Below are 15,230 nucleotides of genomic sequence, written 5' to 3'. Positions count from 1 at the left end.
CAGCTGCGGGGACCGATTGGTTCAGTCCACCCGGACAACGACTTGCGACCTGCGCGGAGTGCCGAGGACCGGGCTGCTTGAATGGACGGGTGACCCGAGCCTCCCTGGACAAGCAGCCGCACGAAGTCGCCACGATGTTCGACGACGTGGCGGCGAACTACGACCTCACCAACGACGTGCTGTCACTCGGCCAGGCCCGGCTGTGGCGCAAGGAGGTCGCGAAGGCGGTGCACGCCCGGCCCGCGGAGAAGATCCTCGACCTGGCCGCGGGTACGGCGACGTCGTCGCTGCCGTTCGCCGCGACCGGCGCGTACGTCGTGCCGTGCGACTTCTCCCTCGGCATGCTCCAGGAGGGCAAGAAGCGCAACTCCTGGCTGCCCTTCACCGCGGGCGACGCCACCAGGCTGCCGTTCCGCGACGAGACCTTCGACGCGGTGACGATCTCCTTCGGGCTGCGCAACGTCCAGGAGACGGACACGGCGCTGCGCGAGCTGTACCGGGTGACCAAGCCGGGCGGCCGGGTGGTGATCTGCGAGTTCTCGCAGCCGACCTGGGCGCCGTTCCGCACGGTCTACACCGAGTACCTGATGCGGGCACTGCCGCCGGTCGCGCGCGCGGTCTCGTCCAACCCCGACGCGTACGTCTATCTCGCCGAGTCCATCCGCGCCTGGCCCGACCAGCCGGGACTCGCGGCCGCGCTCCAGCGGGCCGGCTGGTCGAAGGTCGCCTGGCGCAACCTCACCGGCGGTGTGGTGGCGCTGCACCGGGGCGTACGCCCCTGAGGCGACGGTTCGGTTCTCGGCGACGTCCGCCGGGGGACCGGGCGGCCCCGCCCACCTGGTCCCCCGACGGCACCGCACCGGCCGACGCCCGCGCTCAAGGCGTCAGGGCCAGCCGGAAGCAGACCACCTCCCGGCCCGTCCGCGGCGTCGTGAAACTCTCGGCGCGCTCCATCCCCAGCCGCCGGGCCACGGCGATCGACCGCTCGTTCCCCGCGTCGATCGTCGCCACCACCCGCTCCACCCCGGCCGCGCGCAGCCGCTCCAGCGTGAGGCGCGCGGCGGCGGTGGCGTAACCCCGGCCCCAGGCCGTCCGGGCCAGCCGCCAGCCGATCTCGGTCTCGCCCACCGGCCCGTAGTCGGTCCGCGGCCAGGGCTGGGCGCCGGTGAAGCCGGCCACCTCGCCGTCCTCGCCCAGCACCGTCCACAGGCAGTAGCCGAGTTCGGCGTCCAGCCTGCGCTGGCGGGCGGTCCACTCCTCGTACATCGAGAGCTCCTCCGACGCACCGCCGAAGAACTCCATCACCTCGGGATCGTCGAACGCGCGGTGCCAGAAGAGTGCGTCCTCGTCGATCGGGACGCGCAACTGTATGGAGGGAGCGCCGGGAAGCACCGTCGACATCTGGGAGCCCTTCGGAAAGTTGATCAGCAGACCCCCCTAGACTGCATGGGACAGGTGCCGCGCGGCACGCGATTTCGAGTCTTCGGGAGATCCGACCGTGACCGAGCAGCCCCTCTCCGAGCACAGCGCGGATGTGATCGTCGTCGGGGCAGGCCCGGCCGGCTCCACCACGGCGTACTACCTCGCCAAGGCCGGACTGGACGTCCTGCTCCTGGAGAAGACGGCCTTCCCCCGCGAGAAGGTCTGTGGCGACGGCCTCACCCCGCGCGCCACCAAGCAGCTCGTCTCCATGGGCATCGACATCTCCGAAGAGGCCGGCTGGCTGCGCAACAAGGGCCTGCGCATCATCGGCGGCGGCGTCCGCCTCCAGCTGGACTGGCCCGACCTCGCCTCGTACCCGGACTACGGCCTGGTCCGCAAGCGCGACGACTTCGACGAGCAGCTGGCCCGCCAGGCGCAGAAGGCGGGCGCGCGGCTGTACGAGCGCTGCAACGTCGGCGCCCCGATCGTCGACGACCGCACCGGCCGCATCACCGGCGTCAACGCGAAGCTCGGCGAGGAGAAGCGCGAAGTCACCTTCCACGCGCCCCTCGTCGTCGCCGCCGACGGCAACTCCACCCGGCTGTCGCTCGCCATGGGCCTGCACCGCCGCGAGGACCGCCCGATGGGCGTGGCCGTGCGTACGTACTTCACCTCGCCCCGCCACGACGACGACTACCTGGAGTCCTGGCTGGAGCTGTGGGACCGGCGCGGCCCCCAGGACCGTCTGCTGCCCGGCTACGGCTGGATCTTCGGCATGGGCGACGGCACGTCCAACGTCGGCCTCGGCATCCTCAACTCCTCCTCCGCGTTCAAGGAGCTGGACTGGCGCGAGGTCCTCAAGGCGTGGTGCGCGTCGATGCCGGAGGACTGGGGCTACACCCCGGAGAACATGACGATGCCGATCCGCGGCGCAGCCCTCCCGATGGCCTTCAACCGCCAGCCGCACTACACCAAGGGCCTGCTGCTCGTCGGCGACGCGGGCGGCATGGTCAACCCGTTCAACGGCGAAGGCATCGCGTACGCCATGGAGTCGGGCCAGATCGCGGCCGACGTCATCGTCCAGGCCCACGCCCGCGCGACCCCCGCCCAGCGCGAGCTGGCCCTGAACAACTACCCGAAGGTGCTCAAGGAGACCTACGGCGGCTACTACACGATGGGCCGCGCCTTCGTGAAGCTGATCGGCAACCCGAAGGTCATGAAGGTCGCCACCCAGCGTGGCCTGACGCACCCCCTGCTGATGAAGTTCACCCTCAAGATGCTCGCCAACCTCACCGACCCCACGGGCGGCGACGCGATGGACCGCATCATCAACGGCCTCTCGAAGGTGGCCCCGAAGGCCTGAGCCGTGTAGTGCCCCCCCCGATGGCCGTGCGCTTAGGTACGGATACTCAGTCCCCGTTTGAGTGATCGTGCGGGCGTGATGCGGCGCCCCCGTGCGTAGCGTCTGTGTCGGCAGTCCCGGCGCGCACAACAGACGTAGCCGGGTCACGGGGGAGGGCGTGCGCGTGGCGTGGGACGAGTGGGAACAGCTCAAGGCGGGGGTGGCGGAGCGGCACGCCACTCCTATGCAGATCAACGGTCTCCAGGGCCGGGACGGCTCAGCCGCTTCGGCCGGGGGCGGTACCGGCACGCTCAGGCACAAGGGCGGCCCGTGGACGAAGGCGGCCGGTACGGCGGACGGTCTCCAGACCAGCACGATCACCGCCAAGGCAGACCTGCACAGAGCCCACGACGGCACGGCCGGCGGTCTGGCCGGGCTGGCCAGCCTCGGTGCACTCACGTCCGTGCTCACCTCGTGGGAGGAACGCCTCGGCCGTGTCCGTGCGGAGTGCGGTTCGCTGGAGCCGAAACTCCGGCAGGTGGCCGTGGAGTTCGCCGAAGTGGACGCCGAGGTGGGGAACAGCGCGAAGGCGGTCGCGGTACCGGGCACGAGGCGGGGCGAGTAGACCATGACCACAGCACCCGCCGGACTGACGTGGCAGCGGCTGCGCGACCTCGAACTGCCGGAACTGACCGGGGCGGCCGACGGCTGGCGCGCTGTGTCCGTGTTCGCCGATGCCGCTCGCGAACGGGTCGACGGCGACATGAGCGGCAGGCTCGCCAGGACCCAGGACAGCGAGTCCGCCCGAGCGGCCGTGAAACGACTGAAGCGACTGAGCGAGAACTACCACTACATCCACACCGAGACCGGCCTCGTCCGAGGCGCCCTCGACGGCCTCGCCAGTGAACTCGCCTCTCCGAAGCGCCGGTTGCGCGAGGCCCTCGACGACGCCGCCGCCCTCGGGTACACCGTCAACGACAACGGCAGCGTCGACTACCCGGCCGGCGGAAAGAACGAGCTGACCGGCGACCCGATTCCCGGCGGCTCCGTGGTGGGCAGCAACGGCCTCCTCGGCGCCGGGAATCCGGGGCTGTACCGCGACGCCAACGGCATGTTGGACCCCGCCCGGGGTCCGGGCGGGCCCGCGCTGAAAAGCCCCAACCCGCACTGTGCCGGGGCCCAGGACATCGCCGACCGCATCGCCCACGCCCTGCGGGAAGCGCACGAGATCGACGCGCGGTACAGCTCGGCACTCAACAAGCTCAAGGCGGCACCCGGCCTCGCGGTCGACAGCAGGACATGGGCGGATGTGGCCACGGACGTGGACGCGGTGAGCCAGGCCGCCCACGCCTACTTGGAGAAACACCTTCCGCTCGACAAGTCGCCCGCGGAACGCAAGGAGTGGTGGGACCACCTCGGCAAGGAACAGCGCGAGGAGTACCTCTCCGCGTTCCCGGGGGTGATCGGGAACCTGGACGGGATTCCGGCACTGGTACGCGATGAGGCGAACCGCGAGAATCTGCAACTGCTCATCGGGCAGCTCGACGTGAAGCACGACGATGCTTCCCGGGAGATGCTGGGCGGTCTGCGAAGGATCCAGGAGAAGCTGGAGCAGGACAGTGTGCCGCCGATGTACCTGTTGGGTATCGGAGACAAGGGCAACGGCCGCGCGATCATTGCCTACGGTAATCCGGACACTGCCGACAACGTCTCGGCCTATGTGCCGGGGCTCGGCACCAAGTTGGACGCGGAGTTCGCCGATGGAACGGTGAACCGCGCGTTGCAGACGGCGACGGGGGCGCATCGTGTCGATCAGTTCAGCAGAACCTCTTCGATCGTGTGGCTCGGATACGACGCTCCGCAGGTGACACCGAGCGATCTGGCCAGTGGTAAAAGCGTGATGTTCAGGAACGACGCCGAGGCCGGAGCGCCTGCCTACAACGCCTTCATGGAGGGGATCTCCGCGACGCACGAGGGCGGCGACCCGCACGTCACCGCCATTGGGCATTCCTACGGCTCCCTCACGGTCGGGCTCGCGGCTCAGGCGAAAGACGGCATCCCCGGCGCCGATGACATCATCCTGGTGGGAAGCCCCGGCACGGGAGCGAACAACGCTCAGGATCTCAACGTGGGTAAGGGCCATGTGTTCGTGGGCGCGGCTGAGAACGACATCGTCACCAAACTCCCGAGCCATGCGGAAGCCTCCGGAATGGCCTCCGGCGCGGTCGGCGGGGGGTCGGCCGGATTTGTTCTGGGAGCGGGCATGGCAGGACCGCCGGGAGCACTTGTCGGTGGTGGTGCCGGGGCCATCGTCGGAGGTATTGCCGGCTATACGGCCCAAGACGCTCAGACCGACCCCAGTGATCGTTGGTTCGGAACCGACCCTGCAAGTCAGGATTTCGGAGCCACACGGTTCAAGGTGAATGATGGGGCGACCGTAATCGAAGATCATTTGAAGATGACGGCGCATTCCAATTACTTCAACCCGGGGAAAGACCAGGACTCGGCTGACAGTATTGCCAAGATTGTGGTCGGGAAATCTGAGAAGATCAAGTTGGAGACGCCACGGTGAAGATTTTGAGGGCTGCGGTGCTGATGGCTGGAGTCCTGGTCCTGGCTGGATGCGGCGCATCGGATGGCTCGAATGGGCGGGAGGTAAAGATGGACATGCAGGAAGCGGCGGAGCGGGCGGATGAAATTCTCGACGGTACATTCGCCGCCATCAACCCATCAGTGCACTGGACGCACGAGCAGTCGACCGAGGGCAGCTGTGACGTACAGAGGAGCAGGGCGGTCATGACGATCATCTCGGAGGAGCGTCGGGGGAGCTTCCTGGGGGTGATCGAGCGCTACTGGGAGAGCCAGGGATACAAGCAGCTCTCAGTGAACAATTCGGATATGCCGGCCCTGTACTACAGGACGCCCGACGAATTCAATGTGCGCGTACTCATCGGTGGTGCTGGGCAAGCATTTTTTGAAGTTGCGACGCCTTGCGTGAACACTTCCAAGGTTTCTCCACCGAAGGCGGAGACGGTTGGCCCGAACTATGCCGGAAAAGAGACCCCTATTCCTGACGTCAAGTCGGATTTCTGGTCCGCGAAGAGTGCGCCCCCCAGTTCTCCCGCTCCCCGTACGTGACCCTTCGGCAGGGCGCCGCCCCCGTCAGCGGCGTCCCGTCCGCCCGTAGCACCGGGCCAGGGCGCGGAAGGCCTGCTTCGGTTCCCAGTGCCAGTCGGACTCCGGGTCGTCGAAGCGGTCCTTGATCGGCTTCACCACCGCGTAGCTCGCCATGTCCAGGTCGTAGCGGGGTACGGGGGAGTGCGGGGCGTCGGGGGTCAGGAACTCGAAGGCCATGGCGGCGTAGAGGCCCATCTCCTCGAAGACGCCCAGGAGTTCGGTGAGGTAGGCGGCCTGGGTACGCTCGCTGCGGACCAGGTCGCCCTTGATCTCGGGCGGTTGCTTGGTGTAGTCGATGGTGTCCCACCCCATGCCGCCCTGCTCGGGCGCCCCCGCGTATGTGCAGGTGCCGAACTCCGTGATCGCGAGCGGCTTGCCCCAGCGCAGGTAGCGGCGCAGTTCGCGTACGTAGTCCGCGCGGTCGGGGAAGTACGAGTAGTAGTCGATGCCCACGATGTCGAAGAGGCTCCAGTCGACCTCGTCGTCCTGTGCGGCCGCGTACGACAGCTTGCCGCCGAAGACCGACCGTCCGACCTTGGCGGCCCGCGCCGTGAACGCGGACAGGCGGCGCATCATCTGCTGCGGGTCGTAGTTTCCGGCCACCAGATTGCGGATCCGTTCCTCCGCGTTGGCGCCGGGCACGATGCCCGGTACGAACAGCCAGAACTCGCACCCCACACTCAGATCGGCCCGCGCGCCCTGGCGGCGTAACCGCTCCAGGTGACGGCCGGTCTCCGCGAGGTGGTCGAGGATCTCCGCCGCGGGACGGTCGCCCAGCGTCGGCTGGAGCCAGATGTGAAGGCCCAGCTCGGCGGCCTCGGACGCGGTGGCGTTGAGACGGTCGACGCCGTCGCCCGTCACCTCGATCGACGTGGCGTGCAGGTCGTTCCGGATGGCGCGGAGGTTCTCCCGCATGCGGGAGGCGCTCCACGCGGTGCCGGGGGTCTCGCCCGCGCCGATCGTGTAGCAGATCCCCTGATGGGTCAGGCCCTTGCCGCCGCCACCGCCGTGCCCGCTGCCGCCTCGGCGGCCGGTCGTGGTGGCCGACGCCGGTGGGCCGGTCAGCAACGATCCGGCGGCTGCCGCTGCCCCGGCCGCCCCCGCTCCGGCCAGGAACCTCGCCCGGCTGATTCCCCCGCGGTGCTCGTCGCGATGCACTCTGACTCCCCGTATGGTCGGCGGTTCGCGTGTCACCGTCAGTCTGCCGAGGGGGTGCGGGGCGGGCGTCCGCCGAAAGTCTGCGGGTGCGTGACCAAGGGATGAACCGGGCGCGGGGAGTGGCTACTTAGGTCGCGGCGGTGAGGAGGCGGTGCGGTGCGCCGCGGTCAGCCGGCCGCCACCCGGCGCTCCTCGTCGGCCGCCGTGCGCCTTCCGCCGGTCGCGACCACACGGCCCCCGGACCTGCGCCGCAGCAGCCGGCGGGTGAGGCCGGATGCGTAGCGGGGCTGGAGCAGCAGGAACAGACCCACCGCGCAGACGGACGCGACCCCGAAGAGCATCCAGGACTTGGCGCCCCGCGCCGAGTAGGCCACGATCCCGAACGAGAACAGCGCCGACCAGAAGTACATGAGCAGGACGGCCCGGCGGTGCGAGTGGCCGAGCTGGAGCAGGCGGTGGTGGAGGTGGCCCTTGTCGGCGGCGAAGGGGGACATCCCGTTCCACGTACGCCTGATGACGGCGAGCACCAGGTCCGCGACCGGCAGCGCGATGACGGACAGCGGCAGCATCAGCGGAATGTAGACCGGCACCATCGCGGCCGACCCCGACGTGCCGTCCACCGACTGCTTGAGGAGGCTCGGGTCGACCTCGCCCGTCACCGAGACCGCGCATCCGGCGATGAGCAGCCCGAGCAGCATCGAGCCCGAGTCGCCCATGAAGATCCTGGCCGGATGCGAGTTGTGGACCAGGAAGCCGAGGCACATGCCCGCCAGGATCGCGGAGATCAGCGTGGTGGACGCGGCGGCCTCGATCCCGTAGCCGTACCAGAGCCGGTACGCGTACAGGAAGAACGCCGTGGCCGCGATGCCCACCGTGCCCGCGGCCAGCCCGTCGAGCCCGTCGACGAAGTTGACCGCGTTGATGGAGACGACGATCAGCCCCACGGTCAGCAGCGTGCCCTGCCAGTCGGAGAGGTAGATCCCATCGGTGCCGGGCACCGGGAGCCAGAGGATCGTCAGCCCCTGGAACGCCATCACCCCGGCGGCGAGCACCTGACCGCCGAGCTTGACCAGTGCGTCGACGCCCCATTTGTCGTCGAGCACGCCGAGCAGACAGATCAGTGCCGCCCCGGACAGCAGCGCCCGTGGCGTCGAGCTCTGGGTGAAGATCTCTTCCAGGTGCGGCAGGTGGGAGGCGACCAGAAGCCCGGCGAGCAGCCCGCCGAACATGGCCATGCCCCCGAGACGCGGAGTGGGCTCGCGGTGGACGTCGCGCGCCCGGACCTCGGGGACCACCCCGATGGAGATCGCGAACTTCCTTACGGGGCCGGTCAGAAGATGGGTCACGGCCGCCGTGATGAACAGCATGAGCAAGTAATCCCGCACGGGCGGCCTCACAATCCGGCCCAGCGGGCCGATACCCGAGCCCGATCGATGCCCTCGCTGCGCCCCGGCGAGCCTAGCTCATGCGGATTTGAGCGTGACGGGGCGTGGGGCGGGAGGGTGGTGGGGGCAGGCGTCGAGCGATACGTACGTCAGTGGGCGGACGTGCCATTCGAGGTGCCGGCCGCCGCGCAGTACGAGAGTGAACCCGCAGGGTTCGCCTCGATGCAGCGCCCCCAGCGCCTGCACCCAGCCGCCCTGGTCCGCCCAGTGGTGGGCGCGGATCAGCTCGCGCGGTGTGAGGCCGAAGAGATGGTTCGTCCGGAGCTGGACGCGGATGGCGCGGACGGCCTCCTGGGGCGTGGCCATGATGCGCAGGTCGATCGGCTCGGGGACGAAGCCGGTGGCGGGGCCGTAGCGGAGGGCCTCGAACCGGTAGCCGCGCTCGACGACCGGCGGTAAGGGGGTGAAGGGCTTACGCATCGTCGGCCGTCCGGTCGCAGCGGTGCGCGCCACATGGCGCGGGGGCAGGGGGAGGTGCGGCATCGCGTGGGGCGACGGGGCGGATGGCTCCCGTCGTGTGGCAACGCAGGGTGACGCTAGCGTCACGAGAATGCGTGGCGCAACTATGTCCCGGGGCATTCTTGCGACAAAAAGCAGGAGAGCCCCCGCCGGGCGGGGGCTCTCCTGAGGCAGGTGGGCAGACGCTACTGGGCGAAGTGGTCGAACTCGCCCGCCTTGACGCCCTGGATGAAGGCAGCGAACTTGCTGCGGCTCGTCCTGGTCACCGCGCGCGGGTCGTCGCTCTCGCGCACCAGGATCTCCTCGTCCTGTCGCGCCACCTCGACGCACTGTTCTCCGCCGCCGGAGAACGACGACTTCTGCCACTCGATGTCTGCGCTCATGCCGCGGATTATTACAGGTCTCGTGCGAGGTGGTGGATGAAGCTCCGCGACTCCTCGGGAGCGAGGCTGACCTGCTCGGCGAAGTCGAGTTGCATGCGGTAGCGGTTCAGATCGGCCGCGGCGTCCAGATGGGCTCCTCTGAACGGGGTGTCGATGTGGACGGTGTCCAACTGCGGGGCGACGCCGCCCGCGTACAGCACGGTCTGGGTCACCTCGACGAACTTCTCGCTGGCGAACGGGATCACCCGTACGGTCACATTCGGTCTGTCGGCCGCCTCCAGGAGGCGTACCAGTTGACCGTGCGCGACCACGCGGCCGCCCACCCGCATGCGGAGACCGGCCTCGTGGATGACGATGTCGAACTTCGGCGGCTTCTCGCGGTCGAGGACGGCCTGTCGGCGCATGCGGTGTTCGACCCTCGCCTCCACCTCGTCCTCGGGCAGTTTCGGCAGCACTCCCTCGAACAGGGCTCGCGCGTACTGCGGGGTCTGGATCAGCCCCGGCAGCGTCACGGACTGGAGGCAGCGCATGTAGACGGCGTGGTGCTCCAGCTCGGCGATGTTCAGGAAGCCCGGGGCCAGCACGCCGCGGTACTCGTCCCACCAGAACTGGCCCCGGTGCTCCCGCGATATCGCGCACAGCGCCTCGATCAGCACGGCGTCATCGCATGCGTAGAAGCTGGCCAGGCGGCGGATCCGTGCCTCGCTGATGCCGATGCGGCCCGCTTCCATGTGGCTGATCTTCGCCTGGTCGGTCGAGATGAGCCCGGCGGCCTCGCGGGCGGTCCGGCCGGCCTGCTCGCGCAGCTTTCTCAGTTCGCAGCCCAGACGTGCTTGGCGTGCGGTGGGGTTGTCCCTCGGTGGCATGGTCACCATCCTTCGTCGCCGCGCAGTCTTGCGTGGCGCGGTCACCCCGGTCCACCCGATCGCGTGAAGTAGCAGTGGCAACCTTGCTACAGCTTTCTTCCGCGCCCTATGGTCCCGGTGGACGGGCGCTCACCGTGCGCCATCGCCGCGAAATTCCGCTGCCCATGAGCGAGTTGAGCGCCGAAGGGCCTCAGGGCAATGTGGTCGTCGCGCGACGTCCCCGGAGACCGCCTCATGCAGGGAGACCGCGCCATGACCCCCGTAACCGTTCCTCCGCCACCCGCCCCCTACCTCCCCCAGCGCGGCGAGCGATACCGGCTCGTCGCGCCGAACGCCCCCACCGCCCCCAGGATCGTGCGCGACTTCGTGGCGACGGTGCTGTGGGCCTCCGGGCACCCGGGCCTCGTCGACGACGCCCGGCTCTGCGTGAGCGAGGTCGTCTCCAACGCGTACTGCCATACGGACTCGCCGCAGATCCGGGTGGAGGTCACCGTCAATCACCGGCAGATGACCGTGTATGTGACGGACGACGATCCCGGTTCGACGCCGTGCCCCCGCACCGCCGTGCGACCGGACCGGGACGAGCGCGGCCGGGGGCTGCTCCTCGTCGACGCGCTCGCCGCCCGGTGGGGGACCACCGCGTACGGGGCGCGGTCGCCGCTCTCGAAAACGGTGTGGTTCACACTCTCCGCCGCGAGCGCGACTCACCTCTCCGCTTGATTTGGACGACCGTCCAGGACTATCGTCCAAACGGAAGGCCGGTTCCCGTCCGTACACGTATCGGAGAGTGTGATGAATCAATCCATGTCGGCGACCGTGACCGCGGCGCTCCTGGTCTGGGAGGCGCTTCTGCTGATTCCCATGGTCCCGGGGAAGCTGATCGATACGAGGGACTTCTCCCCGCTTCCCCGGTGGCAGTACAACGGCTTCAACGTGTATCTGACCTCTCTTGGGCTCGCGAGCTTCGTGGTGGCCGGGTTCGCGATGGCCGGTCAGCACTGGGCCTTCGTGGCGGCACTGGTGCTGAGCCTCGGCTACATCGCGGTTTTCGCGGCCGACCTCGGGGCGGTCTTCCCCGTCGTGCCCGACCCCCTGCCGGTGCAATTGCTCGTCCTCGAAGCGATCGCGCTGGCCTCGGCCGGTGTGCTCGCCGTGATCGCGATCCAGGGGGTGCGGCTGTGAGGAACGAGTCCACGGGCCCCTCGCGCCGGACGGATACGCGCGAGAAGATCATCGAGGCCGCTGCCTCCCTCATTCCTGAGCTGGGCTGGGGCGATGTCAGCAGTCGGCGGGTGGCGGAGCGCGCGGGTGTGAACACCGGAGTGATCCACTACCACGTGGGGAGCATCGGTGAACTCCGGCGCATCGCCGCGGTGGGGAAGATCCGGACGTTCTTCCTCGACCGGATCGACGAAGCCCTGTCGCAGGAGGATCCGGCCGTAGCCGTGGAGACCATGCTCCGCGCGTTGGCCGCCAACGATCCGCGCGATCCGGAGCTGCTGCTGTTGTACGAGTCCCTCGTCGCCGCGAGTCGGGACGACCAGCTGCGCGCCGAAATCGCCGCCCTGCTGGCCGAGTTGCGGCAGCGGCTGTGCGACTGGTTCGCGGCTCGGGGGGTCGCCCATCCGCTCACCGTCGCGGTGACCCTCACGGCGGCGATCGACGGCTACCTGCTCCAGCGGTCGCTCGACCCGTCCGTCGAGCCCGGCCCCCTCATCGACGGTTTGGTCGCCCTGGTCCGGCGACAGGTCGCAGCCGACGGATCATGAGGCGCGGGAGTGCGGGAACTGTCTGAGGGGGCCACCGCGTGCGGGGCGCGGTCGCCGCACGCGAAGGGGCACTCAGCCGGTCGCCTGCCGGGAGAGAACCCGGGCGTCCTCCTGGCGCACGGCCAACTGGACGGGCACGGTGCGGGGGCCCTGCGGGGCAACGGCCTTCGGGGCGTTCTTCTCCCGTACGACGAGCAGCCCCGCCAGTACCAGGAGCACCCAGAGCACCGGGGTGAGCGGGTTTCCGGGGGAAATGAATCCCTGTGCGGCAAGTCCGAGGAGGCCACCGGCGGAAAGGACCGCCGCGAGGACGACCTTGCCGAGGCCCATGTCCGATGCCGCACCTGCCGCACCGGAAGGGCGACGGATTTCGAACCGGCCGAAAATTCTGGTGAAGGTCACCAGGAATATCCCCGAAATGCCGACCCACAGCGGGGCCACCGCGAACCACATCGGGCTGCCGGGTGTCGGTGTCGCGAATCCGAGTCCGAGAATGGTGATTCCCGCCGTCATCACGAGTGCGGGCATGTGCCAGAGATACAGGGTCATGAAGCGGGTTCCGCACCATTGCAGGACGGCGGTGACCCGGGGGCGTTCGGCGCATCGCGTGATGACCGGCTTGAGCGTCAGCCAGAGTCCGAGCTGGCCGATCGTCAGCGACAGCATCAGGGCGGTCGGCGGGCTCATGTTGGAGACCGGGGCCCCGGGCATTCCGATCATGGACGGCGGATAGGGCCCGAAGAACACGGCGGCCGCGGTGATCCCGAAGCCGACGGCGGCCACCCCCGCCGACGCCCACCCGCTCCGCAGGCGCAGGCTGCCGTCGGCGTAGTGGAAGCCGAACTGGTGGGCTGCCAGCCAGACGAACAGGGCGTTCAGGAAACCGATCGCGGGGCTGACTTCGAAGCGCAGTACATCGACGGCCAGGGCACAGACGGCGAGTACGCCGATCACGCGCCATCCGTACCGGCGGTACCACCGGAACATCACCGGCGTGAGCGCGACCACGAGTACGTAGACGGCGAGGAACCAGAGCAACTGCCCGGCTATCCCGCCCGCCAGCAGCACCGGTTGCCGAGGGACCCCCGCGGCGATCAACGCGTGCGGCAGCAGCAGCCATACGGCTGCCAGGGGTATGACCGGTACGAGGAGGCGCGCGATGCGGGCCCGGAGCCAGGTACGCACCGATTTCACCGACCGGAACGAGAAGAAATTGGCGGCACCGCCAGCGAAGAACACCATGGGCATGACCTGCGTCAGCCAGGTGACAATCCACCAGCCGGGACTCGCGAGCGCATTCCCGGTGCTCAAATGCCCATTTTCATAGGACAGTACGGGCATGAGCCAGTGCTGAGAAATCACGGCCAGCACACAGAGCGCTCTGATGACGTCTATGAATGAATCACGGCCGCGACCGGGCGAATGAGCGGGGGTTTGCTGCATGCAATCATCGTGCGGTCAGCAGGCGAAAGAGGCAGTGAAGCAGCCCCCCGAATTCAACGGGGTGCCAGCACCGCGCGCCATGGTGGGGTTCTCCCTACCGGGCTTCGTGCACCAGCGTGGCTCAGGTCGGCTCGCGTCGGCCTTGATCGTTGGCGCATTCTCCGGATCGGGGGCGCGGTGGTCGTGCGGATCTGTCTCGACGACGGCGCATTCCCGGCGACGTACTTGAGCTGTGGGCGCTACGGACCTGCCCGGCCAAGCATTGGGGCTCAGATCGGGTGGTCGAACTCCCCGGCCTTCACACCGAGCACGAAAGCGCGCAGCTGGGGGACGCTGGTGGTGACGACGACATCCGGATCGTCGCCCTCGCGCATCTTGATCGAGCCGTTCGCGGCGGCCAGTTCGATGCAGCTCTGATTGTTGTCCGCTCCGGAGAAGGAGGACTTCTGCCAGCTGATCGCGTCGGTCATGCGGATGGGCTCACATTTCTCGCACGGCAGGGTCGGCCCGCAGTGTAGACCGCGCGGCTCACCCCCGCCCCCGGACGCGGAAGCGCCCCGGGCCTGTCCCTGTCGCGACCACCACGGCCACCGAGAGAGCCGCCGTCGCGCCGCCGAGCAGCATGACCGCCGACACGGACAGGTGGTCGAGGCCCGCCCCGCCCGTCAGGGCACCGAGGGCGAAGGTCGCCTGGAAGGACGCGGTGAAGAGGACGGACGCCGCTTCGGGTGCGTCGGGCGCGGCCTTGGCGAACCAGGTCTGCGAGCAGACCGGCACCGCACCGTAGGCGACCCCCCAGACGGCCAGCAGCGCGACGGCCCCGGCCTCCCACCGGCCCAGGAGCGGGAGCAGCGCGGTCGCGGCGGCGATCAGGCCCGCGGCGAGGGCGACCGCGGCGCGCGGGCGGCGCGTCACGAGTGCGCCGCCCACGAAGTTGCCGACGATCCCGGCGGCGCCGTAGACCAGCAGGAACACCGTGATCATCGTCGGACCGGCGTGCGTGACCTGCTCCAGGAAGGGGGTGACATAGGTGTACGTCGCGAAGTGCGACAGCACGACGAGGAAGGTGAGGAGCAGGGCGAACCGGGTGCCGGGCCGGTTCAGTACCGTACGCAGCAGGCTCGCGCGGGTGACCTGCGTCGGCGGCAGGGGCGGGACCACCAGGAGCATCAGGGCCAGTACGCCCATGCTCAGCACCCCCATGACGACGAACGCGGTCCGCCAGCCGGTCAGGCCACCGATGAACGTACCGGCGGGGACGCCGAGCACGGAGCCCAGCGGGACGGCCGAGAAGATCACCGCTGTCGCCCGGCCGACCGATGCCGGACGGACCAGTCGGCCGGCCAGCCCGGACCCGATGGACCAGAAACCGCCGATGGTGACCCCGACCATCACCCGGGCGACCAGGACGAGGCGGTAGTCGGTCGCGGCGGCGGTGAGGAAGTCGGCCAGGGCCAGCAGAAGCATGAAGGCACAGAGCATCAGGCGCCGGTCGACGCGTGCCGTCGCCACGGTGACCAAGGGGGCGGAGACCGCCGCGAGGAGTCCGGGCATGGTCATCATCAGGCCCGCGGTGCCGTCGGAGACGGCGAAGTCGGAGCCGATCGATGTGAGCAGGCCGATGGGCAGGATCTCGGTGGTGACGATCGAGAAGATGCCCAGCATGACGGAGATGACGGCGATCCGGCCGCGTAAGGGGGTGCGTTCGGTGGGGGTGGTGGAGGTGGGAGTGACGGACGTGGGGGTGGTCATGGCGGTGCCGTCCT

Annotated in this window: 17 protein-coding genes; 8 read left to right on the top strand and 9 right to left on the bottom strand. The window is 69.1% G+C overall.

What is annotated here, in order from left to right; genetic code table 11:
- The first annotated feature begins 89 nt into the window (after nucleotides 1-89).
- Nucleotides 90-782, top strand: coding sequence for a demethylmenaquinone methyltransferase (locus GA0115234_RS20360; protein WP_093543680.1), 693 nt, complete (start codon nucleotides 90-92; stop codon nucleotides 780-782).
- Between the two features lie 94 nt (nucleotides 783-876).
- Here the strand turns inward: GA0115234_RS20360 and GA0115234_RS20355 are convergent, their stop codons facing one another.
- Entirely contained in the window at nucleotides 877-1,401 is a 525-nt protein-coding gene (locus tag GA0115234_RS20355) for a GNAT family N-acetyltransferase (protein WP_093543679.1), read from the bottom strand.
- A 97-nt stretch (nucleotides 1,402-1,498) separates the two neighbouring features.
- Here GA0115234_RS20355 and GA0115234_RS20350 point away from each other — a divergent pair, with 97 nt between their 5' ends.
- The 4 genes from GA0115234_RS20350 to GA0115234_RS20335 all read left to right on the top strand — a co-directional run bounded on the left by GA0115234_RS20350 (nucleotide 1,499) and on the right by GA0115234_RS20335 (nucleotide 5,902).
- Nucleotides 1,499-2,785, top strand: a complete 1,287-nt coding sequence (locus tag GA0115234_RS20350) for a geranylgeranyl reductase family protein (protein WP_093543677.1) — start codon at nucleotides 1,499-1,501, stop codon at nucleotides 2,783-2,785.
- Nucleotides 2,786-2,948: 163 nt separating this feature from the next.
- A complete protein-coding gene (locus tag GA0115234_RS20345; protein WP_093543676.1) occupies nucleotides 2,949-3,389 on the top strand; it encodes a hypothetical protein in 441 nt (146 codons plus the stop codon).
- Between the two features lie 3 nt (nucleotides 3,390-3,392).
- The gene (locus GA0115234_RS20340) at nucleotides 3,393-5,336 is read left to right on the top strand and encodes an alpha/beta hydrolase (RefSeq protein ID WP_093543674.1); all 1,944 of its coding nucleotides are present in this window, start codon (nucleotides 3,393-3,395) and stop codon (nucleotides 5,334-5,336) included.
- 89 nt (nucleotides 5,337-5,425) lie between these two features.
- The gene (locus tag GA0115234_RS20335; protein WP_093543673.1) at nucleotides 5,426-5,902 is read left to right on the top strand and encodes a hypothetical protein; all 477 of its coding nucleotides are present in this window, start codon (nucleotides 5,426-5,428) and stop codon (nucleotides 5,900-5,902) included.
- A gap of 24 nt (nucleotides 5,903-5,926) precedes the next feature.
- Here the strand turns inward: GA0115234_RS20335 and GA0115234_RS20330 are convergent, their stop codons facing one another.
- From GA0115234_RS20330 to GA0115234_RS20310, 5 genes are all read right to left on the bottom strand, one after another.
- On the bottom strand, nucleotides 5,927-7,099 hold the full coding sequence (locus GA0115234_RS20330; protein WP_093543671.1) for an abortive phage infection protein: 1,173 nt from the start codon (nucleotides 7,097-7,099) through the stop codon (nucleotides 5,927-5,929).
- Between the two features lie 167 nt (nucleotides 7,100-7,266).
- Nucleotides 7,267-8,496: an MraY family glycosyltransferase gene (locus tag GA0115234_RS20325; protein ID WP_093543670.1), complete on the bottom strand. Its 1,230-nt coding sequence runs from the start codon at nucleotides 8,494-8,496 to the stop codon at nucleotides 7,267-7,269.
- 66 nt (nucleotides 8,497-8,562) lie between these two features.
- On the bottom strand, nucleotides 8,563-8,964 hold the full coding sequence (locus tag GA0115234_RS20320; protein WP_093543668.1) for a hypothetical protein: 402 nt from the start codon (nucleotides 8,962-8,964) through the stop codon (nucleotides 8,563-8,565).
- A gap of 224 nt (nucleotides 8,965-9,188) precedes the next feature.
- Nucleotides 9,189-9,386 (bottom strand): DUF397 domain-containing protein, encoded by a 198-nt coding sequence (locus tag GA0115234_RS20315; protein ID WP_093543667.1) that lies wholly within the window; start codon nucleotides 9,384-9,386, stop codon nucleotides 9,189-9,191.
- Nucleotides 9,387-9,397: 11 nt separating this feature from the next.
- On the bottom strand, nucleotides 9,398-10,252 hold the full coding sequence (locus tag GA0115234_RS20310; protein WP_093543665.1) for a helix-turn-helix domain-containing protein: 855 nt from the start codon (nucleotides 10,250-10,252) through the stop codon (nucleotides 9,398-9,400).
- A gap of 252 nt (nucleotides 10,253-10,504) precedes the next feature.
- Between GA0115234_RS20310 and GA0115234_RS20305 the strand changes: the two genes are divergently transcribed.
- The 3 genes from GA0115234_RS20305 (at nucleotide 10,505) to GA0115234_RS20300 (ending at nucleotide 12,021) form a co-directional block, all read left to right on the top strand.
- The gene (locus GA0115234_RS20305) at nucleotides 10,505-10,972 is read left to right on the top strand and encodes an ATP-binding protein (RefSeq protein ID WP_093543717.1); all 468 of its coding nucleotides are present in this window, start codon (nucleotides 10,505-10,507) and stop codon (nucleotides 10,970-10,972) included.
- An 84-nt stretch (nucleotides 10,973-11,056) separates the two neighbouring features.
- Nucleotides 11,057-11,434, top strand: coding sequence for a hypothetical protein (locus GA0115234_RS42370; RefSeq protein WP_161275620.1), 378 nt, complete (start codon nucleotides 11,057-11,059; stop codon nucleotides 11,432-11,434).
- Nucleotides 11,431-12,021, top strand: a complete 591-nt coding sequence (locus GA0115234_RS20300; RefSeq protein WP_161275619.1) for a TetR/AcrR family transcriptional regulator — start codon at nucleotides 11,431-11,433, stop codon at nucleotides 12,019-12,021. Before GA0115234_RS42370 ends, GA0115234_RS20300 begins: the two co-directional genes overlap by 4 nt.
- A 72-nt stretch (nucleotides 12,022-12,093) precedes the next feature.
- Here GA0115234_RS20300 and GA0115234_RS20295 read toward each other — a convergent pair whose 3' ends face one another.
- From GA0115234_RS20295 to GA0115234_RS20285, 3 genes are all read right to left on the bottom strand, one after another.
- A complete protein-coding gene (locus GA0115234_RS20295) occupies nucleotides 12,094-13,464 on the bottom strand; it encodes an acyltransferase family protein (protein WP_093543662.1) in 1,371 nt (456 codons plus the stop codon).
- A gap of 269 nt (nucleotides 13,465-13,733) precedes the next feature.
- Nucleotides 13,734-13,934, bottom strand: coding sequence for a DUF397 domain-containing protein (locus tag GA0115234_RS20290; protein ID WP_093543661.1), 201 nt, complete (start codon nucleotides 13,932-13,934; stop codon nucleotides 13,734-13,736).
- A 58-nt stretch (nucleotides 13,935-13,992) separates the two neighbouring features.
- Nucleotides 13,993-15,216 (bottom strand): MFS transporter, encoded by a 1,224-nt coding sequence (locus tag GA0115234_RS20285; protein ID WP_093543659.1) that lies wholly within the window; start codon nucleotides 15,214-15,216, stop codon nucleotides 13,993-13,995.
- Nucleotides 15,217-15,230: the final 14 nt, after the last annotated feature.

The organism is Streptomyces sp. DvalAA-43 (assembly GCF_900091725.1).
Taxonomy (GTDB): domain Bacteria; phylum Actinomycetota; class Actinomycetes; order Streptomycetales; family Streptomycetaceae; genus Streptomyces; species Streptomyces pulveraceus.
The sequence above is the reverse complement of the archived record's forward strand: the minus strand, read 5'-3'. Positions and strand labels throughout refer to the sequence as shown.